Source organism: Paracoccus binzhouensis, from assembly GCF_016446475.1.
In the GTDB taxonomy this organism is placed as follows: Bacteria; Pseudomonadota; Alphaproteobacteria; order Rhodobacterales; family Rhodobacteraceae; genus Paracoccus; species Paracoccus binzhouensis.
The window spans coordinates 25,520-47,800 of record NZ_JAEHFP010000017.1 but is presented as its reverse complement, the minus strand read 5'-3'; the positions used below and the strand labels follow the sequence as shown (position 1 = coordinate 47,800).

The 22,281-nt window shown below is 68.5% G+C and carries 27 protein-coding genes and 1 riboswitch; of the genes, 13 read left to right on the top strand and 14 right to left on the bottom strand.

Annotation, left to right across the window (positions count from 1 at the left end; all coding sequences use genetic code 11):
* Positions 1–118 precede the first annotated feature (118 nt).
* From I9P22_RS06720 to I9P22_RS06670, 11 genes are all read left to right on the top strand, one after another.
* Positions 119–1,285 (top strand): nucleotide sugar dehydrogenase, encoded by a 1,167-nt coding sequence (locus I9P22_RS06720; protein ID WP_199258587.1) that lies wholly within the window; start codon positions 119–121, stop codon positions 1,283–1,285.
* A 66-nt stretch (positions 1,286–1,351) separates the two neighbouring features.
* Positions 1,352–1,456: riboswitch (TPP riboswitch) on the top strand.
* Between the two features lie 70 nt (positions 1,457–1,526).
* Positions 1,527–2,354 carry a bifunctional hydroxymethylpyrimidine kinase/phosphomethylpyrimidine kinase gene (thiD, locus tag I9P22_RS06715; protein ID WP_199258586.1) on the top strand — a complete coding sequence of 276 codons (828 nt, stop codon included), beginning with the start codon at positions 1,527–1,529 and terminating at the stop codon, positions 2,352–2,354.
* Positions 2,351–3,331, top strand: a complete 981-nt coding sequence (locus tag I9P22_RS06710) for an FAD-dependent oxidoreductase (protein ID WP_199258585.1) — start codon at positions 2,351–2,353, stop codon at positions 3,329–3,331. Before thiD ends, I9P22_RS06710 begins: the two co-directional genes overlap by 4 nt.
* The gene (gene thiS, locus I9P22_RS06705; protein ID WP_024842860.1) at positions 3,315–3,512 is read left to right on the top strand and encodes a sulfur carrier protein ThiS; all 198 of its coding nucleotides are present in this window, start codon (positions 3,315–3,317) and stop codon (positions 3,510–3,512) included. The genes I9P22_RS06710 and thiS overlap by 17 nt, the downstream gene beginning before the upstream one ends.
* Position 3,513: 1 nt before the next feature.
* Positions 3,514–4,278 (top strand): thiazole synthase, encoded by a 765-nt coding sequence (locus tag I9P22_RS06700; protein WP_199258584.1) that lies wholly within the window; start codon positions 3,514–3,516, stop codon positions 4,276–4,278.
* Positions 4,275–4,871: a thiamine phosphate synthase gene (locus I9P22_RS06695; RefSeq protein WP_199258583.1), complete on the top strand. Its 597-nt coding sequence runs from the start codon at positions 4,275–4,277 to the stop codon at positions 4,869–4,871. The genes I9P22_RS06700 and I9P22_RS06695 overlap by 4 nt, the downstream gene beginning before the upstream one ends.
* Positions 4,868–5,845: a HesA/MoeB/ThiF family protein gene (locus I9P22_RS06690; protein WP_199258582.1), complete on the top strand. Its 978-nt coding sequence runs from the start codon at positions 4,868–4,870 to the stop codon at positions 5,843–5,845. Before I9P22_RS06695 ends, I9P22_RS06690 begins: the two co-directional genes overlap by 4 nt.
* Complete coding sequence (locus I9P22_RS06685) at positions 5,842–6,813, top strand: ABC transporter substrate-binding protein (RefSeq protein WP_199258581.1); 972 nt, start codon at positions 5,842–5,844, stop codon at positions 6,811–6,813. Before I9P22_RS06690 ends, I9P22_RS06685 begins: the two co-directional genes overlap by 4 nt.
* On the top strand, positions 6,810–7,487 hold the full coding sequence (tenA, locus tag I9P22_RS06680) for a thiaminase II (RefSeq protein ID WP_199258580.1): 678 nt from the start codon (positions 6,810–6,812) through the stop codon (positions 7,485–7,487). The genes I9P22_RS06685 and tenA overlap by 4 nt, the downstream gene beginning before the upstream one ends.
* Positions 7,484–8,278 (top strand): ABC transporter ATP-binding protein, encoded by a 795-nt coding sequence (locus tag I9P22_RS06675; protein ID WP_199258579.1) that lies wholly within the window; start codon positions 7,484–7,486, stop codon positions 8,276–8,278. The genes tenA and I9P22_RS06675 overlap by 4 nt, the downstream gene beginning before the upstream one ends.
* Positions 8,275–9,006, top strand: coding sequence for an ABC transporter permease (locus I9P22_RS06670; protein ID WP_199258578.1), 732 nt, complete (start codon positions 8,275–8,277; stop codon positions 9,004–9,006). The genes I9P22_RS06675 and I9P22_RS06670 overlap by 4 nt, the downstream gene beginning before the upstream one ends.
* Here the strand turns inward: I9P22_RS06670 and mobA are convergent.
* From mobA to I9P22_RS06635, 7 genes are read right to left on the bottom strand one after another with little or no spacing between them, the layout of a single operon-like run.
* Entirely contained in the window at positions 9,003–9,605 is a 603-nt protein-coding gene (gene mobA / locus I9P22_RS06665) for a molybdenum cofactor guanylyltransferase MobA (protein ID WP_199258577.1), read from the bottom strand. The two genes, I9P22_RS06670 and mobA, sit on opposite strands and share 4 nt — an antisense overlap.
* Positions 9,602–10,204, bottom strand: coding sequence for a hypothetical protein (locus tag I9P22_RS06660; protein WP_199258576.1), 603 nt, complete (start codon positions 10,202–10,204; stop codon positions 9,602–9,604). Before I9P22_RS06660 ends, mobA begins: the two co-directional genes overlap by 4 nt.
* Positions 10,201–11,019 (bottom strand): ABC transporter permease, encoded by an 819-nt coding sequence (locus I9P22_RS06655; protein WP_199258575.1) that lies wholly within the window; start codon positions 11,017–11,019, stop codon positions 10,201–10,203. The genes I9P22_RS06660 and I9P22_RS06655 overlap by 4 nt, the downstream gene beginning before the upstream one ends.
* Positions 11,016–11,735, bottom strand: coding sequence for an ABC transporter ATP-binding protein (locus I9P22_RS06650; protein ID WP_199258574.1), 720 nt, complete (start codon positions 11,733–11,735; stop codon positions 11,016–11,018). Before I9P22_RS06650 ends, I9P22_RS06655 begins: the two co-directional genes overlap by 4 nt.
* Before the next feature lie 32 nt (positions 11,736–11,767).
* The gene (locus I9P22_RS06645; protein ID WP_199258573.1) at positions 11,768–12,334 is read right to left on the bottom strand and encodes a cupredoxin domain-containing protein; all 567 of its coding nucleotides are present in this window, start codon (positions 12,332–12,334) and stop codon (positions 11,768–11,770) included.
* Positions 12,335–12,361: 27 nt separating this feature from the next.
* Complete coding sequence (locus tag I9P22_RS06640; protein WP_199258572.1) at positions 12,362–13,333, bottom strand: YVTN family beta-propeller repeat protein; 972 nt, start codon at positions 13,331–13,333, stop codon at positions 12,362–12,364.
* Between the two features lie 8 nt (positions 13,334–13,341).
* Complete coding sequence (locus I9P22_RS06635; RefSeq protein WP_199258571.1) at positions 13,342–14,535, bottom strand: ABC transporter substrate-binding protein; 1,194 nt, start codon at positions 14,533–14,535, stop codon at positions 13,342–13,344.
* Positions 14,536–14,733: 198 nt separating this feature from the next.
* Between I9P22_RS06635 and I9P22_RS06630 the strand changes: the two genes are divergently transcribed.
* Together I9P22_RS06630 and I9P22_RS06625 are read left to right on the top strand one after the other, a co-directional pair.
* On the top strand, positions 14,734–15,285 hold the full coding sequence (locus tag I9P22_RS06630; protein ID WP_199258570.1) for an SRPBCC family protein: 552 nt from the start codon (positions 14,734–14,736) through the stop codon (positions 15,283–15,285).
* Complete coding sequence (locus I9P22_RS06625) at positions 15,282–16,202, top strand: YncE family protein (RefSeq protein ID WP_199258569.1); 921 nt, start codon at positions 15,282–15,284, stop codon at positions 16,200–16,202. Before I9P22_RS06630 ends, I9P22_RS06625 begins: the two co-directional genes overlap by 4 nt.
* Here I9P22_RS06625 and I9P22_RS06620 read toward each other — a convergent pair.
* The 7 genes from I9P22_RS06620 to I9P22_RS06590 form a co-directional block, all read right to left on the bottom strand.
* A complete protein-coding gene (locus tag I9P22_RS06620) occupies positions 16,183–16,725 on the bottom strand; it encodes a PQQ-dependent catabolism-associated CXXCW motif protein (protein ID WP_199258568.1) in 543 nt (180 codons plus the stop codon). The genes I9P22_RS06625 and I9P22_RS06620 overlap by 20 nt on opposite strands.
* Complete coding sequence (locus I9P22_RS06615) at positions 16,722–17,540, bottom strand: substrate-binding domain-containing protein (RefSeq protein ID WP_199258567.1); 819 nt, start codon at positions 17,538–17,540, stop codon at positions 16,722–16,724. Before I9P22_RS06615 ends, I9P22_RS06620 begins: the two co-directional genes overlap by 4 nt.
* Positions 17,540–18,172 (bottom strand): c-type cytochrome, methanol metabolism-related, encoded by a 633-nt coding sequence (locus I9P22_RS06610; protein ID WP_199258566.1) that lies wholly within the window; start codon positions 18,170–18,172, stop codon positions 17,540–17,542. Before I9P22_RS06610 ends, I9P22_RS06615 begins: the two co-directional genes overlap by 1 nt.
* Positions 18,173–18,274: 102 nt before the next feature.
* The gene (locus I9P22_RS06605) at positions 18,275–20,077 is read right to left on the bottom strand and encodes a methanol/ethanol family PQQ-dependent dehydrogenase (protein ID WP_199258565.1); all 1,803 of its coding nucleotides are present in this window, start codon (positions 20,075–20,077) and stop codon (positions 18,275–18,277) included.
* A 175-nt stretch (positions 20,078–20,252) separates the two neighbouring features.
* Entirely contained in the window at positions 20,253–21,092 is an 840-nt protein-coding gene (gene fghA, locus I9P22_RS06600; protein WP_199258564.1) for an S-formylglutathione hydrolase, read from the bottom strand.
* Complete coding sequence (locus tag I9P22_RS06595; RefSeq protein WP_199258563.1) at positions 21,089–21,607, bottom strand: GNAT family N-acetyltransferase; 519 nt, start codon at positions 21,605–21,607, stop codon at positions 21,089–21,091. The genes fghA and I9P22_RS06595 overlap by 4 nt, the downstream gene beginning before the upstream one ends.
* Positions 21,608–21,620: 13 nt before the next feature.
* Positions 21,621–22,256: an ATP-dependent Clp protease proteolytic subunit gene (locus tag I9P22_RS06590; RefSeq protein ID WP_199258562.1), complete on the bottom strand. Its 636-nt coding sequence runs from the start codon at positions 22,254–22,256 to the stop codon at positions 21,621–21,623.
* Positions 22,257–22,281: the final 25 nt, after the last annotated feature.

Genomic DNA, 22,281 nt, shown 5'->3' with positions numbered 1-22,281 from the left:
ATTGCGTGCCAAGGTCACCTCCCACGTAGAGATGATCTTGAATCACAGCCAGGCGCGCAGGGGAATCCTTTTTGTCAACACAACCTAAGCCGGTCCGAAACGCAGGAAGGCTGGACAGATGACGATTGCGGTTGCCGGGCTGGGCTATGTGGGCATGTCGATCGCCGTGCTGCTGGCGCAGCATCACCAGGTCATGGCGCTGGACGTGGATGCGGCCAGGGTGGCGCAGGTCAATGCCCGCCGCTCGCCCATCGAGGATGCCGAAATCTCGGCCTGGCTGGCCGAAAAGCCGCTGATGCTGCGCGCGACCTGCGACGCGGCCGAGGCGCTGGCCGGCGCGGAATTCGTCATCATCGCCACGCCGACGAATTACGACCCGCGCTCGAACCGCTTCGACACCTCCAGCGTGGAAAGCGTGATCGCGCTGGCCCGCCGCCACGCGCCGCAGGCCACCATCGTCGTCAAGTCCACCGTGCCCGTGGGCTTCACCCAGCGCATGCGGGACGAGACCGGCCATGCGGGCATCCTGTTCTCGCCCGAATTCCTGCGCGAGGGCCGGGCGCTTCACGACAACCTGCACCCCTCGCGCATCGTGGTGGGCGACCATGGCCCGGCCGCGCATCGGCTGGCCGAGCTGCTGGCCGAGGGCGCGATCCGCAAGGACATGCCGGTGCTGTTCACCGGCTCGACCGAGGCCGAAGCGATCAAGCTGTTCTCGAACACCTACCTTGCCATGCGCGTGGCCTATTTCAACGAGCTGGACAGCTATGCCCTGGCGCGCGGCCTCGACCCGCGCGAGATCATCGAGGGCGTGGGCCTCGACCCGCGCATCGGCGATCATTACAACAATCCCAGCTTCGGCTATGGCGGCTATTGCCTGCCCAAGGACACCAAGCAATTGCTGGCGAACTACGACCAGGTGCCGCAAAGCCTGATCGCGGCGGTGGTGGACAGCAACCGCACCCGCAAGGATTTCATCGCCGACGAGATCATCGCCCGCAAGCCCCGGCTGGTCGGCGTCTACCGGCTGGTGATGAAGGCCGGCTCGGACAATTACCGCGACAGCTCGATCCAGGGCATCATGAAGCGGATCAAGGCCAAGGGCATTCCCTGCATCGTCTACGAACCCGTGCTGGCGCAGGACGATTTCTTCAACAGCCCGGTGGTGCGCGACCTGGACGCCTTCAAGGCCCAGGCCGACCTGATCATCGCCAACCGCCAGTCGCCCGAACTGGCCGACGTGCAGGACAAGCTTTATACCCGCGACCTGTTCGGCCGGGACTGACCGGACCTCGGCCCCGGAACCGGCCCTTGCAAAGCCTGCGGCCAGGGCCTAGTGTCTCGCGCACGACTTATACACTTGGGGAGTCCCGCAACGGGGCTGAGAGGTGCCGGGCACCGACCCATCGAACCTGATCCGGGTCATGCCGGCGTAGGGAAGGGTAGAGTGTCGCGGCAGGACCCGTGCATCAGCCGCCACCCGTCCCTTTCCCGAAACCGGCAGCCCGGCGCATGAAAGGCGGGCCATGTCGGGATTGCAGCCCCATCCCATCGCGCTGACCATCGCCGGCTCGGACAGCGGCGGCGGCGCCGGTATCCAGGCCGACCTGAAAAGCTTCTCGGCCCTCGGCGTCTATGGCGCCTCTGTGATCACAGCGATCACCGCGCAGAACACCCGCACCGTCGCGGCGGTCGAGGCGGTCAGCCCGGCCATGGTCGCGGCGCAGATCGACGCGGTTTTCGGCGATCTCGAAGTGCGTGCCGTCAAGATCGGCATGGTCGGCGGCGCGGATGTGATCACAGTCGTCGCCGACCGGCTGGCGGCGCTGCTGGCGGACAATCCGGTGCCGATGGTGCTGGACCCGGTGATGGTGGCGAAATCCGGCGACGCGCTGCTGGCGGATGATGCCGTCGCGGCGCTGCGCGAGCAGTTGATCCCGCTGGCGACGGTGCTGACCCCGAACCTGCCCGAGGCCGCGCGGCTTCTGGGCCACGACCCCGCCGCGACGCCCGAGGAGATGCGCCGGCAGGGCGAGGCGCTTTGCGCCCTGGGCGCCGCCCATGTGCTGATGAAGGGCGGCCATGCGACCGAGGACACATGCACCGACCTGCTGGTCGGGCCGCAGCCGCTGGTCCTGACCGCGCCGCGCCAGCGCACCCACAACACCCACGGCACCGGCTGCTCGCTGTCCTCGGCCATCGCGGCGGGGCTGGCGCAGGGCATGACGGTGCCCGATGCCGTGACCCGCGCCCATGGCTGGCTGCAAGGTGCCATCGCCAGGGCCGACGAGCTGTCGGTCGGGCTGGGCCACGGCCCGGTGCATCATTTCCATGCGCTGTGGAGCCGGACATGACCGCGATCACCATCCTGGGCGCCGGGGTGATGGGGCTGTGCATCGCCACCGAACTGGCGGCGCGCGGCACCACCCTGCCCCGCATCATCGACCCGGCTGGCAAGCCCGGCGCGCAGGCCTGCAGCTGGCGCGCCGGCGGCATGCTGGCACCCTATTGCGAGGCCGAAAGCGCCGAGCCCGTGGTGCTGCGCCTCGGCCTCGACGCCGCCGACTGGTGGCAGGCGAATGGCGCCGAGGTCGTCCGCCGCGGCACGCTGGTCCTCGCCCCCTCGCGCGACCGGACGGAACTCGACCGCTTTGCCCGGCTGACCCAGGCGCATCGGCCGGTGAACGGCGACGAGATCGCGGCGCTGGAACCGGAACTGGCCGGCCGCTTCCCGCGCGGGTTGCATTTCGCCACCGAGGCGCATCTGAACCCGCGCGCCGCCCTGCTGGCCCTGCGCGACCGGCTGGAGGCGCAGGGCGTCGCCATCGAAACCGAGGGCACGCCCGCCGGCCTGATCGTCGATGCGCGCGGTCTGGCCGCGCGCGACCAGCTTCCCGACCTGCGCGGCGTGCGCGGCGAGATGCTGGTGATCCGCTGCCCCGAGGTGACGCTGACCCGCACCATCCGCCTGCTGCATCCGCGCATACCCCTATATCTTGTTCCACGCGGGGACGGCATATACATGATCGGCGCCACGATGCTGGAGACCGGGGGAAAGTATCGCGTCACCGCGCGCTCGGCCGTCGAGATGCTGTCGGCCGCCTATGCGCTGCATCCCGGCTTTGCCGAGGCCGAGATCCTCGAGCTTGGCTCGGACGCCCGCCCCGCTTTCCCGGACAACCTGCCCCGTCTGCGCCGGCGCGGCGGCACGCTTTACGCAAACGGCCTTTACCGCCACGGCTATCTTCTGGCCCCCGCCGTGGCCCGCATGGCCGCCGATTACCTTCTCGAGGGCCGGAAACCGGAGTTCATGGATGAAGATCACCCTTAACGGCGCGGCGCGCGACCTGACTGGCCCGACCGTGCAGGATGCGCTGGCCGAGATCGGGCTGGGCGCGGCCAAGGTGGCGACGGCGCTGAACGGCGCCTTCCTGCCCGCCGCCGCCCGGCCCGCAACCACGCTGAAGGATGGCGACGCGCTGGAAGTCGTGGCGCCGATGCAGGGGGGCTGAGATGCCGGTCTTTTACGGAACCGAAGTCGCAAGCCCGCTGATGCTGGGCACGGCGCAATATCCGTCGCCCGCGATCATGGCCGAGGCGTTCCGCGCCGCGCGCGCCGGCATCGCCACCGTCAGCCTGCGGCGCGAAGGCGGCGAGGGCCAGGATTTCCACCGCCTGATCAAGGAGCTGGGCATCCCCGTCCTGCCCAATACCGCCGGCTGCCATTCGGTGCGCGAGGCGGTGACGACCGCGCAGATGGCGCGCGAGCTGTTCGAGACGCCCTGGATCAAGCTCGAGGTGATCCGCGACGACGACACGCTTTGCCCCGACGTGATCGCGCTGGTCGAGGCGGCGCGGCTGCTGTCCGAGGACGGCTTCCAGGTCTTTCCCTATTGCACCGAGGACCTGTCGGTCTGCGGCCGGCTGCTGGACGCGGGTTGCCAGGTGCTGATGCCCTGGGGCGCGCCCATCGGCTCGGGCCGGGGGCTGAACAACCCTTACGGGCTGCGCAGCCTGCGCGCGCATTTCCCCGATGTGCCGCTGGTGGTGGATGCCGGCATCGGCCTGCCCAGCCACGCGGCCCAGGCGATGGAGCTGGGCTATGACGCCGTTCTGCTGAACACCGCCGTCGCCAAGGCCGGCGATCCGGTGGCCATGGCCCGCGCCATGGCGCTGGCGATCGAGGCCGGGCAGCTGGCGCATGGCGCGAACCCGATCGAGGCCCGAGACATGGCCGCGCCTTCCACCCCCCTTTTCGGCATGGCGGTGCTGGCATGAAACTGCCGCGCTTCTATCCGATCTTCGACAGCAGCGACTGGCTGCGCCGCGCCCTGCCGCTGGGCGTGAAGCTGGTGCAGATCCGCATCAAGGACCAGCCTCCCGCCCGACTCTTGGGCGAGCTGGCGCTGTGCCAGGAGCTGTGCCGCGAACATGGCGCCACGCTGGTCGTCAACGACCACTGGCAGGCCGCCATCGACCTGGGCTGCGACTTCATCCACCTGGGGCAGGAGGATCTGGACACCGCCGACCTGCCCGCGATCCGCAGGGCCGGGCTGCGGCTGGGCGTCTCGACCCACGACCACGAGGAACTGGACCGGGCGCTGGCGCTGAGGCCCGATTACGTCGCGCTGGGGCCGGTCTGGCCGACGATCCTGAAGAAGATGAAATGGGACCAGCAGGGGCTGGACCGGGTGCGCGAATGGCGCCGGCTGGTCGGCACGACGCCGCTGGTCGCCATCGGCGGCGTCACCCCGGACCGCGCGCGCGAGGCCTTTGCCGCCGGCGCCGACCTGGCCTCGGCGGTGACCGACATCACGCTCAACCCCGATCCCGAGGGCCGCATCCGCGAATGGCTGCGGGTGGCGGCATGAACCGCTATGTCCGCCAGACGGTTCTGCCCGAAATCGGCGCCGAGGGGCAGGAGCGCATCTGCGGTGCCCATGCGCTGGTCGTCGGCGCCGGGGGCTTGGGCGTGCCGGTGCTGCAATATCTGGCGGGTGCCGGCATCGGCCGCATCACCCTGATCGACCCCGACACGGTCGAGGAAACCAACCTGCACCGCCAGCCGCTCTACCGCATGAAGGATATCGGCCAGCCCAAGGTCCGCGCCGCCGCGCAGGCCGTGGCCCGGCTGAACCCCGCGGTGGAGCTCGAGGCACTGGCGGACCGGCTGACCCCCCTGAACGCGCCGGCGCTGGTGGCGGCGGCGGATGTGGTGCTGGATTGCGCCGACAGCTATGCTGCCAGCTACACGCTCTCGGACGTCTGCCTGGCGGCAAGCAAGCCGCTGATCTCGGCCTCGGCGCTGGGGCTTGCGGGCTATGTCGGCGGCTTCTGCGGCGACAAGCGGCAGGGGGGCGCCCCCAGCCTGCGCGCCCTGTTCCCCGACCCGCCCGACAGCGGCCAGACCTGCGCCACCGCCGGGGTGCTGGGCCCGGTGGTCGGCATGCTGGGCTGCCTGCAGGCGCAGATGGCGCTGCGGCTGCTTCTGGGCACGACGCCCTCGCCGCTGGGCGAGTTCATCCGCTTCGAGAACGGCCGCTTCACCCAGTTCCGTTTCGACGCCGCGCCCGAGGCCATCGGCCCGCGCTTCATCGCCCGCGAGGAGATCCGCGAGGCCGACCTGGTCATCGACCTGCGCCCCGAGGAGGAGGCGCCGCGCAAGGCCACGCCGCAGGCGCTGCGCATCCCCGGCTACGGCGCCACCGGGCCCCTGCCCGAACCCGGCCAGCGCGCGGTGCTGGCCTGCCGTTCCGGCCTGCGCTCATGGCGCGCCGCCGATGCGCTGTCCCGCCGCTGGGACGGCGAAATCACCCTTCTTGCCCTTGGAGACGACAACCGATGAAACATCTGACCCTTGCCGCCGCCTTCGCCGCGCTGGCCTTGCCCGCCCATGCCCAGGACAAGGTGACGCTGATCCTGGACTGGTTCGTGAACCCCGACCACGCCCCGATCATCGTCGCCCAGGAGAAGGGCTTCTTCGCCGAGGAAGGGCTGGAGGTCGAGGTCGTCGCCCCTGCCGATCCCGCCGACCCGCCGAAGCTGGTTGCCGCCGGCAAGGCCGATTACGCCATCAGCTACCAGCCGCAGCTGCACCTGCAGGTGCATGAGGGCCTGCCGCTGAAGCGCGTCGGCACGCTGATCGCCACGCCGCTGAACTGCCTGATGGTCAAGGCCGACGGCCCGGTGCAAGAGATCGCCGACCTCAAGGGCAGGAAGATCGGCTATTCCGTCTCGGGCGTCGAGGAGGCGCTGGTCGGCCAGATCCTCAAGACCGCCGGCCTGACCATGGCGGATGTCGAGATGGTCAACGTGAACTGGTCGCTGTCGCCGGCGCTGATCGCCGGCCAGGTCGATGCCACCATCGGCGCCTATCGCAATTTCGAGCTGACGCAGATGCGGCTGGAAGGCGCCGAGGGCAAATGCTTCTTCGTCGAGGAACAGGGCGTGCCGACCTATGACGAGCTGATCTTCGTCGCCAATCCGGCCGATCTGGACCTGGACCGCACCCGCCGCCTGCTGCACGCCGTCGAACGCGGCGCGCAATACATGGTCAACCACCCGGAGGAGGCCTGGGAACTGTTCTCCTCCACCGCGCCCGACCTCAAGGACAAGCTGAATGCCGAAGCCTGGAAGGACACGCTGCCGCGCTTCTCGCAAAGCCCTGCGGCGCTGGACCAAGGCCGCTATGCCCGGTTCGAGCAATTCCTGCACGAGGCCGGCCTGATCGACAGCGTGCTGCCGGTCTCGGACCTGGCCCTGGACGTGGGAGCGGCAGACGCGGAAGCGGCGGACATGGGGGCGGCGGAATGAGCGTCGCCTATGGCCATGCCTTCGCGACCTGGCGGGCCGCGGCGCAGCCCGACTGGGACGCCTATACCCGGCACCCCTTCGTCGAGGGTCTGCGCGACGGCACCCTGCCGCAATCCGGCTTCCTGACCTATCTGGTGCAGGATTACCTGTTTTTGCAGAACTTCGCGCGCGCCTGGGCGCTGGCCGTGGTCAAGGCCGGCGATCTGGACGAGATGCGGGCCTGTTCCGCCACCGTCCACACGCTGCTGGACCACGAGATGGGCCTGCATGTGCAGACCTGCGCCCGCGCCGGCATGGGCCCCGAAGTGCTGGCCAATGCGCAAGAGGCGGTAACCAATATCGCCTATACCCGCTATGTGCTGGAAGCCGGCTATTCGGGCGATTTCCTCGACCTGCTGGCGGCGTTGATGCCCTGCGTGCTGGGCTATGGCGAGATCGGGCTGCGGCTGGCGCAGGAAGCGGCACCCGACACGCCCTATCGCGAATGGATCGACACCTATGCCGGCGCAGAATACCAGGCCGCCTGCGCCTCGGCCGGCGCGCTTCTGGGCAGCGCCATCCGCAAGCGGCTGGGCACGGCGCCCGAAGAAAGCCCCCGCTGGGCCGCGCTGACGGATCGCTTCGCCACCGCCACCCGGCTCGAGGTCGCCTTCTGGGAACTCGGCGGCAGATGACCACGACGACGGCCCTGGTCCGCGGCCGCGCCTGGGTCGGCGAGACGCCGCTGTTCGCCCCGGTCGAGCTGCGGCTGGAAGGCGCGGGCTGGACCTGCCTGCTGGGCCCCTCGGGCGTCGGCAAATCCACCATCCTGCGGTTGCTCGCCGGGCTGGAGACCGGCGCCCGCTTCGAGGGCGAGGTGACGCGCATCCAGCCCGTGGCGCTGATGGCGCAGGATCCCGGCCTGATCCCCTGGCTGGACGTGACCGGCAATGTCACCCTGGGCGCGCGGCTGCGCGGCAGCCTGCAGGCTTCTTTCTTGCCCAAACATCCCGGGGAACGTCGCAGCGGCCCCGTCGAGGGGCCACTGCGGCGAGGGGCAGAGCCCCCGGCCGATCCCGCCGCCCGCGCCGCGGCGCTGATCGAGGCGGTGGGCCTGGCCGACCGCGCCCATCACCTGCCCGCCAACCTGTCCGGCGGCCAGCGCCAGCGCGCCGCCCTGGCCCGCACCCTGTTCGAGGACCGGCCGCTGGTGCTGCTGGACGAGCCCTTCTCGGCGCTGGACGCCCGCACCCGGGCGCAGATGCAGGACCTGGCGGCAAGGCTGCTGGAAGGCCGCACGGTGCTGCTGGTCACGCATGACCCGGCCGAGGCCGCGCGGCTGGGCGACCGCATCCTGCTGTTGCGTGAACAGGGGCTCAGCGAATGGCCCGTCCCCGCGCCGCGCCCGAAAGCCGCCGCTCGGCCCTATGACGCGCCCGAGGTGCTGGCGCTGCAGGCCGAGCTGATGCGGGGGATGATGGCATGAGGACCGTCGCCGCGCTGATCCTAACCGTGCTGGCGCTGTGGCAGGGCGTAATCTGGCTGGCAGGCATGCCGCCCTTCCTGCTGCCCTCGCCCGCGGCGGTGGCCGAGGCGCTGTGGCTGAACCGGACCGAGATCGCCCGCCATGCCGGCTTCACCCTGACCGAGGTGGTGCTGGGCTTCGCGCTCGGCTCGGCGCTTGGCGCGGCGCTGGCGGTGGCGATGGGATTCTCGCAGAAGCTGACCGGCGTGCTGCGGCCGATCCTGACCTTCAGCCAGACCATCCCGGTCTTTGCCCTGGCGCCGATCCTGACGCTGTGGCTGGGCTTCGGCATGGCGCCCAAGATCGCTGTGACGGTGCTGATCGTGTTCTTTCCGGTGGCCAGCGCCTTCCTGGACGGGCTGATGCGCACGCCGCAGGCGGCGCTGGACCTGGCGCAGGTGATGGGCGCCGGCCGCATCCGCATCATGCGCCACCTGCGCATCCCGGCGGCGCTGCCAAGCCTCGCGACCGGGCTGCGCCTGGCGGCGGTCTATGCGCCGATCGGCGCGGTGATCGGCGAATGGGTCGGCGGCGCGCGCGGCCTCGGCGCGCTGATGATCCATGCCAACGGCCGGATGAAGACCGACCTAGTCTTCGCCGCGCTGCTGGTGCTGTCGGTGATGACGGTGATCTTCGCCCGGGCGGTCGCGCTGGCGCTGCACCGGCTGTTGCGCCGCTACGGCGTCTAGGCCAGCCGGGCGGCGCGGGCCAGGTCCTCGGGCGTGTTCAGGTTCAGGAACGGGTCCACCGGGCGGCTGTCGAACACCGCCCGCCCCGGATCATAGGCGGCCGCGAACTGGCCGATCCGGTGCAGGCCGGATTCCAGCGCCGCCCGCAGCTCGCCGGCCAGCGCCACCGGCCACAGCCCGCAGGTCGGATGGTCGCGCAGCCGCCCGGTCTCGTCGGGGCTGGCGGCGATGGCAAGGCCGCTGCGCCCCCTGGCCTCGCGCAGCCGATGCACCAGATCCTCGGGCAGGAAGGGCGTATCGACGCTGACACTGACCACGCTCTCGGCCCCTTCGGCCGCGGCCCAGTCCATGCCGGCCAGCACCCCCGCCAGCGGCCCGGCGAAACCGGCGAAACCGTCCGCGATCACCGGCAAGTCATAGGCGGCGAACTGTTCCGGATCGCCATTGGCGTTGAGCGCCAGCCCGCAGCATTGCGGGCGGATGCGCGCGATCACCCGCGCCAGCAGGGTCTCGCCCGCCAGCATCCGCAGCGCCTTGTTGCCGCCGCCCATGCGGGTGGACAGGCCGCCGGCCAGGATGACGGCGGGCGGCAGGGTCATTTCAGCCCCGCCGCGATGGCACGGGCCAGGGCAAAGACCCGCTGCTCCAGGATCACCGGCGTCTCGCAGACATAGGTCAGCGCCTGCTGGCGGTCCTGGAAGATGCGGGTATCCCAGTCGAGCTGCTCTTCCTCGGCGTCGATGGCGTCGAAATCGGGCGTCTCGGCCTTTTGCATCGCTTCCATCTTGTCGCGATGCTCCTGGATGCGCCTTGCCAGGTCGACCTGCTTGTTGCCATAGCGCGCGATCCCCGCGATCAGCGCGGCGCGGTGCGGGTCGATGCGGTCGAAGATCGCCACCATCAGCGCGGTCAGCTGCCGGTTGTCGGCGGTCCTGGCGAATGCGGCGATCTCGGCCTCGGCCTCGGCCAGCGGCAGGCGGCGCTGTTCCAGCCGGTCGGCCAGCGCCGCGATCTCGGGCGTGCGGGCCAGTTCGCGCACGGAATCGTCCGGCTCGGGCCCGGACCACATCTGGCCCAGCGACAGGTGCGGCTGCTTGCGCTGGATGCAGGGCCAGTCGGGATCGGTGCCGGTTTCGGCCTGCACCGCCGTCGCGGCCCCCGTCGCGGCCAGACAAAGCGCCAGAACCAGGTATCTCATGCTCCCCCCTTTCGCCGGGCCCAGAGCCCCTTGGCCGGATCATACATGAACACGGCCCCCGCAAAGAACAGGATCAGGCAACCCGACACCACCGAGAAGGACAGAAGATCGAAGCGCGCGTAAAGGGCAAATCGGATCAACTCAACCGCATGGGTGAAGGGGTTGGCCGCGCAGATGTCGTGCAGCAGCGTCGAGCTTTCGTTCATCCGCCACAGCGGGTAAAGCGCCGTCGAGGCAAAGAACATCGGGAAGATGACGAAATTCATCACCCCGGCGAAGTTTTCCAGCTGGCGGATGGCCGAGGACAGGAACAGCCCCATCGCCCCCAGCATCAGCCCCGAGAGCAGCAGCGCCGGCAGCACGGCCAGGTAGCCGATGGGCGGCGGCTCGATCCCCCAGAACCAGGCGATGGCCAGGAAGGTATAGACCTGGATGATCGAGACGATCACCCCCGCCACCAGCTTGCTGGCCAGCAGGAACCAGCGCGGAAACGGGCTGACCAGCAGGGTGCGCATTGCCCCGGTCTCGCGGTCATAGACCATCGACAGCGAGGACTGCATGCCGTTGAACAGCTGGATCATCGCGCAAAGGCCGGGGGTCACATAGACCTCGTAAAGCACATAGGTCTGGTAGGGCGGCGTGATCGACAGGCCCAGCACCGCCCGGAACCCGGCGGCGAAGATGAACAGCCAGACCAAGGGCCGGACCAGCGCCGCCAGGAAGCGGCCGCGCTGGTTGACGAAGCGCAGCGTCTCGCGCCGGGCGATGCCCAGGAAGGCGGTCAGCCACATGCGCGGGGTCAGCCGATGGCTCATGCCGCCTCTCCGGTCAGGCGCAGGAAGGTGGCGGTCAGATCGTCGCCGCCGATGGCACCGGCATTGCCGCTGGCCAGGACTTCGCCCTTGTGCAGGATGACCAGCCCGTCCTCGGGGCGGATCTCGTCCAGGATATGCGTGGCCCAAAGCGCCGAGACCCCGCCGCGCGTCAGTTCGCGGGTCAGCGCCACCACCTCGGCGCGGGATTTCACGTCGAGGCCCACGGTCGGCTCGTCCAGCAGCAGGATCTCGGGGCGGTGGATCAGGGCGCGGGCGATCTCGGCCCGGCGGCTCTGGCCGCCCGATAACGCCGAGACCCGCGCGTCCAGCCGGTCCGACAGGCCGACCTGGGCCAGCACCTCGGCGGCGCGGGCCCGGGCCTCGCGCCGGGGAATGCCGTGCAGCGCGGCGTGATAGTCCAGGTTCTGCCCCACGGTCAGGTCGGCATCCAGCGCCCGGGACTGGAACACCACCCCCAGCCGCGCCAGCGCCGCGCCGGGCTCGCGCCGCAGGTCATGGCCGGCGACCTCGATCCGGCCCGAGGTGTTGTCGTATAGCCGGGTAATCAGCGAAAACAGCGTCGTCTTGCCGGCGCCGTTCACCCCCAGAAGCGCAGTGAAGCCGCCGCGCGGCACGGCCAGCGATACGTCCTTCAGCGCGGCGACGCGGCCGAAACTGTGGCTGACGTTCTGGATGGAAAGCGCGGCCTGCGGCATCGGATGAGGGCGGGGCCAAGGCCCCGCGCCCTTTACTGGATGTTGAACACCGCCTGCTGGGTTTCCCCGTGCGAGCCGGGGATCGACAGCGTATAGCGGCCCGGAACGATGGCGACGAAGCTGATCGTCGCGGTGCCGGCATCGTCGAATTCCAGCGAATGCACCCCCATCGGCCGGATCTCGATGTCGTTGATGACGATTTCGTTGATCCAGATGGCGCGGAAGAAATCGCCGCCCGACAGCGCCAGCTCCTGGCTGCCGTCCGCGTTGATGTCGATGCGGTAGAAGCCGCCGGATTTCAGCTTGTATTCTGCCGTCGCCACCGGCTTGCCCGAGGCCAGCGTCAGCGGCGCCAGCTGGGTGCGGTTGTCGCGCGCCAGCATGCCCGAGAAGCCATAGTCGAACTTGGCGCCGGCCTCGTGCACGACTTCACCGGCAGCGGCTTCGCCCTCCTCTTCCTCCTCGCCTTCCTCGTCGGTGCCGGCCTCGGCCGGGGCGTCAGCCGCAGCCTCGGGCTTGGGTTCGGGCTTCTGCTCCTGCGCGACGGCGGGTGCGGCAAGGCCTGCCATGATCAGCAGGACGGTCAGCAAACGGGTCATGTGGTTCTCTCCTCCCTCTTCATGCGGTCAGTTCGGCGCGACGACCACGCCCCAGGGCTGCTGGCCCACGGGGACGGATTTGACGACCTTGTTCGCGGCCACGTCGATCACCGAGACATCGTTGGAATTGCCGTTGGTGGTGAACAGGTATTTCTCGTCGGGGGTGAAGGCCATCTGCCAGACGCGCTGGCCGACCAGCAGGTAGTCCTCGACCTCGTCGGTCTCGCCGTTGACGACGGCGACGCGGTTCGCCGGGCCCAGCGCGACGAAGACCTTCTTGCCGTCCCTGGTCACCCGCACGCCGACCGGCTGGATCGCCTCGGGCAGCACGCCGGGGATCTCGAAGCTGATCTTGCTGGTGATCTGCTGGCTCGCCGGGTCGATCACGCTGACCGTGCCGCCGATTTCCGAGCTGACATAGAGCTTGGTCCCGGCATCGTTGTATTGCGCAAAGCGCGGGCGGGAATCGACCAGCACGTTGGCGAAGATCTCGAAGGTCTCGCTGTCGATGAAATGCGCCATGTTGGTGGTTTCCGAAGTGTTGATCACCACCTTGCCGTCGGGGCTGACGCCCATGCCCTCGGGCTCGACGCCCACCGGGATCTCGGCCAGCACCTTGTGGGTCTGGGTATCGACCACGGTGACCAGGTTGTCGTCCTCGTTCGCGATATAAAGCGGATTGCCCGAGGGATGCAGCACGAACAGCTCGGGGTCGGGGCCCGAAGGCAAGGTGTGCGTCTCCTCCATGGTCTCGGGATCGAACACCCGCACCAGGTCGTCGTCCGAGGCGCAGACGTAAAGCTCCTTGCCGTCGGGGCTGATGGTGATGCCGCGCGGGCGGGCGCCGACCGGATAGGTGCCGATCACCTCCAGCGTCTCGCTGTCGAGCACGGTGACGTCATTGCCTTTTTCGTTGCTGACGAAGACCCGGTTGGCGGCGGCCGGCAGGGCGAAACCCAGGCACAGGGCCGAGGTCAGGATGGCGGTTGCAGCTTTCATCGTTCACCTCAGAACTTGCATTCGGTTTCGGGACGGTCGATGCCCAGCGTGTCCAGCGCCGAGCTCTGGTGCAGATACTGGTCCTGCGGGCTGACCGAGGCGGTGACGGAAGGCGTCGCCAGCAGGATCGGCTGGCGCAGCTGGTGGTCCCAGTCGCGGATGGTCAGCTTCTGGCCCTTGAACCCCGCCACCTCGAAGTTCTCGGACAGCATGAACTCCTTGAGCTTGGCGGGCTCGGTGCTTTGCGTGCGGGTCGCCGCCTCGCCGATCATGCGCAGGGCGATCCAGACCTGGTAATCCTCCTCGCGCATCGGGCGGCCGGAGAGCTTCTCGAACCGGTTCTGGAACTGCGTCGCCCCCCAGGCCTCCAGCGAGGGCGCCCAGGACCGCGGCACCAGCCCGGCCGAGCCGGCGACCGGGCGCGGATCCCAGGTCTCATAGGGCAGCCAGTTGGCGAAGACGTCGTTCTCATCCGCGGCGATCAGCACGTCATGGTCCGGCGCGCGCTGGGTGAAGACCGGCATCTGCTTTTGCACCTGCACATGGCCGCTGTCGCTGCGCCGGCTGCCGCCGGTATCCTCATAGGTGCGGGTCTCGACGATTTTGGCGCCGAACTTGGCGGCGGCCCGACGATAGGCATCGGCCAGCGCCACGTCCTCGGGATGGCTGCCGGCGATCAGGAACCAGTCCGGCCATTTCTTCCACATCAGGAACTGCGCCAGCGCATCGGCCAGCATGGCGTGGCTGGGCGCGGTGTGGATGACGTTGACCCGGCAATCCTTGCCGCGCAGCGCATCGCCGCGCGCCCCGGCATTCAGCACCAGCGCCCGGTCTCCGGCCTGATCGGCCAGCGCCAGGGTATCGGCATCGCCGGCCAGGGTGACGATGAAGGGAATCCCCTCGGCCAGCAGCTTGTCCATCTCGACCGGGGCGGTCTCGGGCGTGGCAACAACCTCCAGCGCCTCGAAATCCTGGCCCATGAAGCGGCCGGTGGTATCGTTGTCCTCGATGGCAAGCCGGGCGCCGGCAAAGCCCAGATCCTCGGGCCGGGTGTCCAGCCGCGAGATCGGCGGCAGGCGCGGCACGTCCACGCGCAGCACCGCGGCGCGCACGGTCTGCGTCCCCCCGGCGCCGGAGTCCTGCGCAAGCGCCGGGTTCGCTGCCGCCAACCCAGCCAAAAGTATGATGATTCTGCCTTTCATGGCTTTCCTCCCTGCGGTATCATGGCGGGCAAAAGCGCCAGCGCCAACCCGGCAAAGCACCCGGGCACGGGCGGGGAAAATCACCCGATACGTTTGTCTTATGGACGCGGCCGCCGGCTTGGGGGCATGGTCGCCCCATACTGGGCGCGCCGGTCCCGGAGGAGGTCGGCATGGCCGCCCCTCGCGAGGAGGAAAGCAATGACCCGAGTTCTGGCCCTGACCCTGGCCGCCACCATGGCGCTTGCCGGCACGGCCCAGGCCCATGGCCCGGTCCGGCTCAAGCTGACGCTGGAGCAGAAGCTGGATGCGACACCCGACGAGGTCTGGGCCGCGATCGGCAAGTTCGACGACATGAGCTGGCATCCCGCCATCGCCAGGACCGAGATCACCGGCGACGGCTCGACCGACCAGCCCGAGAAGTCCGAGCGCGTGCTGCACCTCAAGGCCGAGAGCGGCGACCCGACCATCACCGAGGTGCTGTCGAAATGGCAGCCCGAGAAGCGCTGCTATGCCTATCGCATCGAGAAGGTCGAGGTGTCGGTCCTGCCGGTGACCAACTATGCCTCGACGCTTTGCGTCAAGGACGAGGGCGGCAAGGCGCTGGTCAGCTGGAAGGGCGGTTTCTATCGCGGCTATCCCAACAACGAGCCGCCGCCCGAACTGAACGACGAGGCGGCGATCCAGGCGGTGACCGGGGTCTATCAGGTCGGGCTCGACGCGCTGGCGGAAAGGTTCGGCAAGGCGGAATGATCCGCCCGCTGATCCTGCTGCTGCTGTTGGCGGCGGCTCCGGCGGGGGCCGCCGATCTGGCCTTCGTGACCTCGCAGAACGCCGGTGCGGTCTCGGTCGTGGACCTGGGTTCGGGTGCGGTGCTGGCCGAGGTGGCGGTGCCGGGCGCGCCTGCGCCGGTGGCCTATGATCCGGCGCGGGGCCGCGCCTATGTCATCGCCGCCGAGACCGGCAGGCTGACGGTGCTGGACGAAACCGGCAAGGTGGCCGGCGGCCGCGCCCTGCCCGAAGGCGCCTTCGGCATCGCGCTGGCGCCGGGCGGCGGGGTGTTCGTCACCGAATGGTATCAGGGCCAGCTGATCCGGCTGGATGCCGATCTGCGCCCGCTGTGGCAGGTGCCGACCGGCCGCGCGCCGGCCGGGGTCGCCAGCGACGGCCGGCTGGTCGCGGTGGCGGATCGCGACGACGACCGGGTCTCGATCTACGATGCCGAAACCGGGGCGCTGCAATCGCGCGTCGCCACCGGCAGGCACCCCTATGCGGTGCTGTTTCACGACGGCCGGCTGTGGACCGCCGATGTGCAAGGCGACACGGTCAGCGTGATCGACCCGCAGGCCGGCAGGCTGCTGGGCCAGGTGCCGACCGGCAGCCATCCCTATGGCATTGCCTTTGCCGGCGGGCGCGGCTTCGTCACCGATCAATATGCCGGCACGGTGACGGTCTTCGACCCGCAGACGCTGAAGGTTCTGGACCGGCTGGAGACCGGCGACTATCCCGAAGGCATCGCCCCCCTGCCCGATGGCTCGGGCGTGGTGGTGGCGCATTGGGACAGCAACACGCTGGTCTGGATCGACGCCTCCAGCCTGGAGATCACGCGCGAGATCGCGCTGCCGGACGGCCCGCGCGCCTTCGGCGCCTTCACGGGCCGGCAGGAGTGACCGGCTCCAGGCTGCCGCCCTGTTCCTGCCAGCCCTCGACCCCGTCCGGGAACCACAGCACGCCGGTATAGCCCAGCGCCACGGCGCGCTTGCCGGCATTCCAACTCATCCAGCAGTCGCGCTTGCAGAAGATCACCAGCCGCGCGGCCTTGTCGCCGCCGGAAAGCCGGGCCAGGCCGTCGCGCAGCCGCGCCGCCTCGGCCGGGGCGATGCGGTCGTAGCCGGTATCGTAAAGCCAGGTGGCGCCGGGGATGGAGAGATGCGGCGGCGCATTCCACAGCGTGCCCTCGGGCAGGCCCTCGGGGCGGGCCTGGCGCGGCAGCACGTCGATGAAGGGCACGCCCTGGGCATGAAGCCGCATCGCCTCGGCCGCGTCGATCACCCGGGCGCCGGCCAGAGTCGCCGGAGTCTCGGCGCGATAGGGCTCGCCGCGGAAACCTTCGGGCTCGGGCACCTGCGCCAGGGTCTGGGCCGGGGCGGCAACGGCCAGAAGCATCGCCAGCACCGCCCCCAGCCGTTTCATGGCTTCAGCGCCTTGCCGTAATCGTCCAGCAGCGGCACCCCGGCCTCGCGCAGGATGGCGTCGATCTCGTCCTGGTGGCGGCGGATCAGGCTGTTCAGTTGCCGCTTCCAGACGTCCTCGCCCAGGCGCACGCCCATGGTGATGCGGTAGAACATGCGCGGCCCGCTGGTTTCCTTGAGCAGCGGGGTGAATTGCAGCTCGGGATCCTGCTTGACCAGCGGCCCGGCCAGCGGCCCCCAGATCACCGCCGCCGCCAGCTCGCCCGATTTCACCTGCGCCAGCATGTCACCCACCGGATCCTCGACCCGGCGGTCCACGAACAGATCCCAGCCCCGCATGTCCTTGGCCAGCCCCGCCCGCGCCAGGTTGGTCGCCGGCGGCGTGCCCGCGACCACGCCGATGGGATGGCCCTTCAGCGCCGGATCCTCGAGCGTCTCGACCGATGCCAGCGGGCTGTCCTTGCGCGTCACGATGCCATAGGCCGAGGTGTAGTAATGGTTGGTGTTCTGCACCAGCTCATCACCCTGGGCATAGCCGATGACCACATCGCAGACCCCGGCCCGCAAGGTCTTGCGGATGAAGCCCGAGCCTTGCGGAAACCAGGTATAGACCACCGGCAGGCCGAGCTTTTCCCCGAACAGCGCGGCGATGCGGTTCTCGAAGCCCGAGCCGTCCCGGGACGACATCGGCACGGCGGCGGGATCGGCGCAGACCCGAAGCTCGGTCGTCGAGCGCAGGTCGGCGACCTGCGCCGAGGCGGGCGGCGCAAGCGCGGCGCAAAGCCACAGCGCGGCAAGGATCAGCGCCCGTTTCATCATCCGCTCATGCAGGAATCTTCCTGCGCCGTGAATTCATCGGATTTGCTTTCCTTCTTCGCCGGCCGGCCGCGCGGCAGCTCGCCCATGCCCCGCGCCAGCAGGTAGACATAGATGTCGTCAATATAGCACCAGACGTTCCTGTTTGTCCCGAAGGCCGGCATGACCAGGTTGGCGGCCGTGTTCACGTCCTGCTTGCCCGAGGCCACGATCTCCTGGAACTCGTAATAGTCGAGCTGCAGCACCGAGTTCTTCAACGCCGGCGCATAGGTCGATCCCTCGCCGTCCGGGCCGTGGCAGACATGGCATTCCGCCGAATAGCGACGATAGCCGGAAAAGGTTGCGTAATCCACCGTCCCGTCCTCGGCGATCTTGAAGGTCGGGATGTCCTCGGCCGTGTACCAGCGGCCATTCTCCATGTGGTCGGGGGTGATGTCCTGGCCGTTGGGCAGCGCCAGCTTGCCGCCCGCGGCGGCCTCCGCCCCGGCCTGGGCCGGCGGGGTTTCGGCAGCGGGTTCGGTGGCTGGCTCGGCGGCGGTTTCGGCGGTCTGGGCAATGGCCGTCTGGGTGATGGCACCCGTCGCGCATGCGATGCAGATCGCCATCAGACTGGCGGTCATCTTGCTGGTCATGAATATTCCTCCCTGGGCTGTCACCCGAAGATGATGGCGCCGCCCAAGGTAGCCCCTGGGCGGCACGTTTCGAGTCACAGTTCGTATTTCTGCACCAAAGTATTAGCCCGGCAGCTCGAACACGGTCAGCTGACCGCCCAGTTCGGTGTATTGCGACAGCGAGGCATAGCCGCCCACCGCGCCCAGGCCCTCGTTCGGGTTGGTCAGGCCGGCCGCAAGACCGATGCCCGCCCAGCCGCCGACGCCCGAGAGGATGCCGATATACTGCTTGCCGCCATGCTCATAGGTCATCACGTTGCCGATGATGCCGGAGGGAGTCTTGAACTTGTAAAGCTCCTTGCCGGTCTCGGCATCCACGGCCTTCAGATAGCCTTCCAGCGTGCCGTAGAAGACCACGCCACCCGCGGTGGCCAGGGCCCCCGACCAGACCGAGAACTGCTCGGGCAGCGACCACTTGATCTCGCCCGTGGTGTTGTCCCAGGCGATGAAGTTGCCCATGCCGCCATGGCTGTTCGGCGCCGGATACATGGACAGGGTGGCGCCGACATAGGGCTGGCCGGCGGTATAGGCGACGCGGAACGGCTCGTAATCCATGCAGACGTGGTTGGTCGGCACGTAGAACAGGTTGGTCTGCGGCGAGAAGGCCGCCGGCTGCTGGTCCTTGGTGCCCAGCGCCGCCGGGCAGACGCCGGTGGTGTTCTCGTCCTCGCCGTTCTGGTCGGTGGAGTATTCGGCGACCACGGCCGGACGGCCATAGGTTTCCGAATTCGGGTCCATGTCGACGCCGGTGGTCCAGTTCACCACCGGATCGTATTTCTCGGCTACCAGCAGCTCGCCGGTCTCGCGGTCCAGGGTATAGGCCAGGCCGTTGCGGTCGAAATGGGTCAGCAGCTTGCGTTCCTGGCCGTCGATGGTCTGGTTGGTCAGGATCATCTCGTTGACGCCGTCGAAGTCCCATTCGTCATGCGGCGTCATCTGGTAGAACCATTTCGCCATGCCGGTATCGGCGTCGCGGGCCATGATGGTCATCGACCACTTGTTGTCGCCCGGGCGCTGCGCCGGGTTCCAGGTCGAAGGGTTGCCGGTGCCGTAATAGACCAGGTTCAGGTCCGGGTCATAGGAGAACCAGCCCCAGATCGTGCCGCCGCCGATCTTCCACTGGTCGCCTTCCCAACTTTGCAGCGAGCTGTCCTTGCCGATCGGCTTGCCGAGATGGGTGGTCTTTTCGGGATCGACCAGCATTTCCTCGTCCGGGCCGGTGGAATAGGCCTTCCAGGCCACGCTGCCGTCCGAGAGGTTCAGCGCCGTCATCCGGCCGCGCACCCCGTATTCGCCGCCCGAGATGCCGACCATCAGCTTGTCCTTGACCGGCATGGTGGTGGCGGTCAGCGTCTCGCCGATGGCAGGGTCGCCGACCTTGGTGGACCATTTCACTTCGCCGGTCTTGGCGTCCAGGGCCACGACGGTGGTGTCGGCCTGCGACAGCAGGATCATGCCGTCGGCATAGGCCAGGCCGCGGTTCACGGTGTCGCAGCACATCACCGCGATGACGTTCGGATCCTGCTGCGGCTCGTAGCGCCACAGGATCTTGCCGTTGTCGTTCAGGTCCAGCGCGAAGACGTTGTTGGGGAAGGGCGTGTGGACATACATCACGTCCCCGATCACCAGCGGCGAGCCTTCATGGCCGCGCAGCACGCCGGTCGAGAAGGTCCAGGCGACGCGCAGGTCCTTGACGTTGTCCTTGTTGATCTGGTCCAGGGTCGAGTAGCGCGTGTTCGCGTAATCGCCGGTCTGGATCGCCCATTGCTGGGGCTTGGCGATCTCGGCCAGGACGCTTTCGTTGGCCATGGCCGCCGAACCGCACATGAGCAGCGCGAGACAGGCGCCATTCATAAGTTTTTTCATGGATTTTCCCTCCCATAACGGTGCCGGCGCCCCTCCTCGGGCGCCCTCACCTTCATGCGGAAGGTTCGGACCCGGCCGCATTTGCGTCAACGAGCGCGACCGGGTGCTGATACGAAAGTATTATGGAAAATAGGCAATTGGTATGGGGTCGATCGCCCGGATCGACCCCTGCCAGTCACGCGAGCCGCTCGGCATGCCAGCGCAGGTGATCGGCCATGAAGGTCTGCACGAAGAAATAGCTGTGGTCATAGCCTTGCTGCATGCGGAATTCGCCGGGCTGGCGGCGCTCGGCCATGGCATGGGCCAGGGTCTCGGGCTTCAGCAGGTCCAGGAACTGGTCATTGGCGCCCTGGTCGATCAGCACCTCGCCCGGATAGCCCCTCTCGCGCATCAGCAGGGTCGCATCGTGCCTTTCCCAGGCCGCGCGGTCGGCACCCAGATAAGCCTGGAGCTGCTTGCGGCCCCAGTCGGATTCGGTCGGATTGGCGATCGGCGCGAAGGCCGAGACCGAGCGATAGCGTTCCGGGAAGGTCATGGCGATGGTCAGCGCGCCATGGCCGCCCATGGAATGGCCGGTGATGCCCTGCGCGTCGCGGTCCAGCGGGAAATTGGTGAAGACCAGCTCGGGCAGCTCGTGGGTGATATAGTGCCACATGCGGAAATGCGGCGCCCAGGGCGCCTCGGTCGCATCGACATAGAAGCCGGCGCCCTGGCCCAGGTCATAGGCCTCGTCATCGGCCACGCCCTCGCCGCGCGGCGAGGTGTCGGGAAAGATCAGCGCCATGCCGTATTCCGCCGCCCATTCCTGCGCGCCGGCCTTGGTCATGGCGTTCTCATGCGTGCAGGTCAGGCCCGACAGATACCACAGCACCGGCACCTTGCCGTGTTCGGCCTGCGGCGGCAGGTAGACGGCGAAGGTCATCGGCGTGCCGGTGGCCTGCGACGGGTGGCGATAGACGCCCTGCACACCGCCGAAGCTGCGGTTCTCGGATACGGTTTCATAGGCCAGACTCATGGCTCATTCCCTTTCGTCAGATCATGGAACATGACCAGCGCATCGACATAGCCATGCCTGGGGTGAAGAAACGCGCCGGGTAGGCGGCCGACAATATCGAAACCGGCCTTCTGCCACGAATGAACGGCATCGGCATTGGTCGCGACGACGAAGTTGAACTGCATCGCCCGGAAGCCCTGCGCCCGCGCCCAATCCTTGGCGTGGGCGACCAGCCGTCCGGCGATACCGCGGCCGCGCGCGTCCGGATGGGTGGCGAAGCTGGCATTGGCGACATGGCCGGCGGGGCCAGGCCGGTTGCGGCCGACATGGCTGGTGCCCAGCACCCGGCCGTCCAGTTCGGCCACGAAGGCGGTGAAGGGTGCGGCGAACCAGTCGGCCAGCGCCTCCTCGCGCGAGATGTCGGGCGGGATGCAATAGGTCTCGCCCGCGCGATAGACGGGTTCCAGGATCGTCCAGATCGCCTCGTGATCGGAAGGCGCGGCGGGACGGATCAGGATGCCTGTCCCGCCCGCCATCAATGCTGCCCTTTCATTTCAGCTCGTCCACCGAGCGGATCACCTTGCCCAGCAGGCCGTAATCCAGCGCCTCCTGCGTGTTCAGCCAGAAGTCGCGCTGCGTGTCCTTCTCGATCCGCTCGACGCTCTGGCCAGTGGCCTCGGCGAAGATCTGGTTCAGCCGGTCGCGCATCAGCCGGACCTGCTCGGCCTGGATCATCATGTCGGTCGAGGTGCCGCCGATCCCGCCCGAGGGCTGGTGGATCAGGAAGCGGGTATTGGGCAGGCAGAAGCGGTTTTCCTTCTCCGCGCCGACGAAGATCAGCGCCCCGGCCGAGGCGACCCAGCCCGAGCCGATGGTGCGCACGGTCGGACGGATGAACTTGATCACGTCATGGATCATGTCGCCGGATTCGACATGGCCGCCGGGCGAGCTGATCAGCATGTTGATCGGGGCGTCGCTGTCCTCGGCCAGGGCCAGCAGATGCGCCACGGTGCGCTGCGCCAGCTTGTCGGTGATCGGCCCGGCGACGATCACCGTGCGCGACTTGAAATAGAGCTTGCCGATCTTGTCACCCTCGGGCAGGCCGAGCCCCTCGTCCTTCTGACCCTCCTGGCGGCGCTCGTCCTCATCGTCGTCATCGTCGTCCAGGTGGAAATGCTTTGCCATGATCGGTCCTTTCATGTTGACGGCG

Excerpts from the sequence above, each read along its gene's own strand:
- I9P22_RS06720 (WP_199258587.1), top strand. The coding sequence starts at position 119 with ATGACGATTGCGGTTGCCGGGCTGGGCTATGTGGGCATGTCGATCGCC.
- thiD (WP_199258586.1), top strand. The coding sequence starts at position 1,527 with ATGTCGGGATTGCAGCCCCATCCCATCGCGCTGACCATCGCCGGCTCG.
- I9P22_RS06710 (WP_199258585.1), top strand. The coding sequence starts at position 2,351 with ATGACCGCGATCACCATCCTGGGCGCCGGGGTGATGGGGCTGTGCATC.
- thiS (WP_024842860.1), top strand. The coding sequence starts at position 3,315 with ATGAAGATCACCCTTAACGGCGCGGCGCGCGACCTGACTGGCCCGACC.
- I9P22_RS06700 (WP_199258584.1), top strand. The coding sequence starts at position 3,514 with ATGCCGGTCTTTTACGGAACCGAAGTCGCAAGCCCGCTGATGCTGGGC.
- I9P22_RS06695 (WP_199258583.1), top strand. The coding sequence starts at position 4,275 with ATGAAACTGCCGCGCTTCTATCCGATCTTCGACAGCAGCGACTGGCTG.
- I9P22_RS06690 (WP_199258582.1), top strand. The coding sequence starts at position 4,868 with ATGAACCGCTATGTCCGCCAGACGGTTCTGCCCGAAATCGGCGCCGAG.
- I9P22_RS06685 (WP_199258581.1), top strand. The coding sequence starts at position 5,842 with ATGAAACATCTGACCCTTGCCGCCGCCTTCGCCGCGCTGGCCTTGCCC.
- tenA (WP_199258580.1), top strand. The coding sequence starts at position 6,810 with ATGAGCGTCGCCTATGGCCATGCCTTCGCGACCTGGCGGGCCGCGGCG.
- I9P22_RS06675 (WP_199258579.1), top strand. The coding sequence starts at position 7,484 with ATGACCACGACGACGGCCCTGGTCCGCGGCCGCGCCTGGGTCGGCGAG.
- I9P22_RS06670 (WP_199258578.1), top strand. The coding sequence starts at position 8,275 with ATGAGGACCGTCGCCGCGCTGATCCTAACCGTGCTGGCGCTGTGGCAG.
- mobA (WP_199258577.1), bottom strand. The coding sequence starts at position 9,605 with ATGACCCTGCCGCCCGCCGTCATCCTGGCCGGCGGCCTGTCCACCCGC.
- I9P22_RS06660 (WP_199258576.1), bottom strand. The coding sequence starts at position 10,204 with ATGAGATACCTGGTTCTGGCGCTTTGTCTGGCCGCGACGGGGGCCGCG.
- I9P22_RS06655 (WP_199258575.1), bottom strand. The coding sequence starts at position 11,019 with ATGAGCCATCGGCTGACCCCGCGCATGTGGCTGACCGCCTTCCTGGGC.
- I9P22_RS06650 (WP_199258574.1), bottom strand. The coding sequence starts at position 11,735 with ATGCCGCAGGCCGCGCTTTCCATCCAGAACGTCAGCCACAGTTTCGGC.
- I9P22_RS06645 (WP_199258573.1), bottom strand. The coding sequence starts at position 12,334 with ATGACCCGTTTGCTGACCGTCCTGCTGATCATGGCAGGCCTTGCCGCA.
- I9P22_RS06640 (WP_199258572.1), bottom strand. The coding sequence starts at position 13,333 with ATGAAAGCTGCAACCGCCATCCTGACCTCGGCCCTGTGCCTGGGTTTC.
- I9P22_RS06635 (WP_199258571.1), bottom strand. The coding sequence starts at position 14,535 with ATGAAAGGCAGAATCATCATACTTTTGGCTGGGTTGGCGGCAGCGAAC.
- I9P22_RS06630 (WP_199258570.1), top strand. The coding sequence starts at position 14,734 with ATGACCCGAGTTCTGGCCCTGACCCTGGCCGCCACCATGGCGCTTGCC.
- I9P22_RS06625 (WP_199258569.1), top strand. The coding sequence starts at position 15,282 with ATGATCCGCCCGCTGATCCTGCTGCTGCTGTTGGCGGCGGCTCCGGCG.
- I9P22_RS06620 (WP_199258568.1), bottom strand. The coding sequence starts at position 16,725 with ATGAAACGGCTGGGGGCGGTGCTGGCGATGCTTCTGGCCGTTGCCGCC.
- I9P22_RS06615 (WP_199258567.1), bottom strand. The coding sequence starts at position 17,540 with ATGAAACGGGCGCTGATCCTTGCCGCGCTGTGGCTTTGCGCCGCGCTT.
- I9P22_RS06610 (WP_199258566.1), bottom strand. The coding sequence starts at position 18,172 with ATGACCAGCAAGATGACCGCCAGTCTGATGGCGATCTGCATCGCATGC.
- I9P22_RS06605 (WP_199258565.1), bottom strand. The coding sequence starts at position 20,077 with ATGAAAAAACTTATGAATGGCGCCTGTCTCGCGCTGCTCATGTGCGGT.
- fghA (WP_199258564.1), bottom strand. The coding sequence starts at position 21,092 with ATGAGTCTGGCCTATGAAACCGTATCCGAGAACCGCAGCTTCGGCGGT.
- I9P22_RS06595 (WP_199258563.1), bottom strand. The coding sequence starts at position 21,607 with ATGGCGGGCGGGACAGGCATCCTGATCCGTCCCGCCGCGCCTTCCGAT.
- I9P22_RS06590 (WP_199258562.1), bottom strand. The coding sequence starts at position 22,256 with ATGGCAAAGCATTTCCACCTGGACGACGATGACGACGATGAGGACGAG.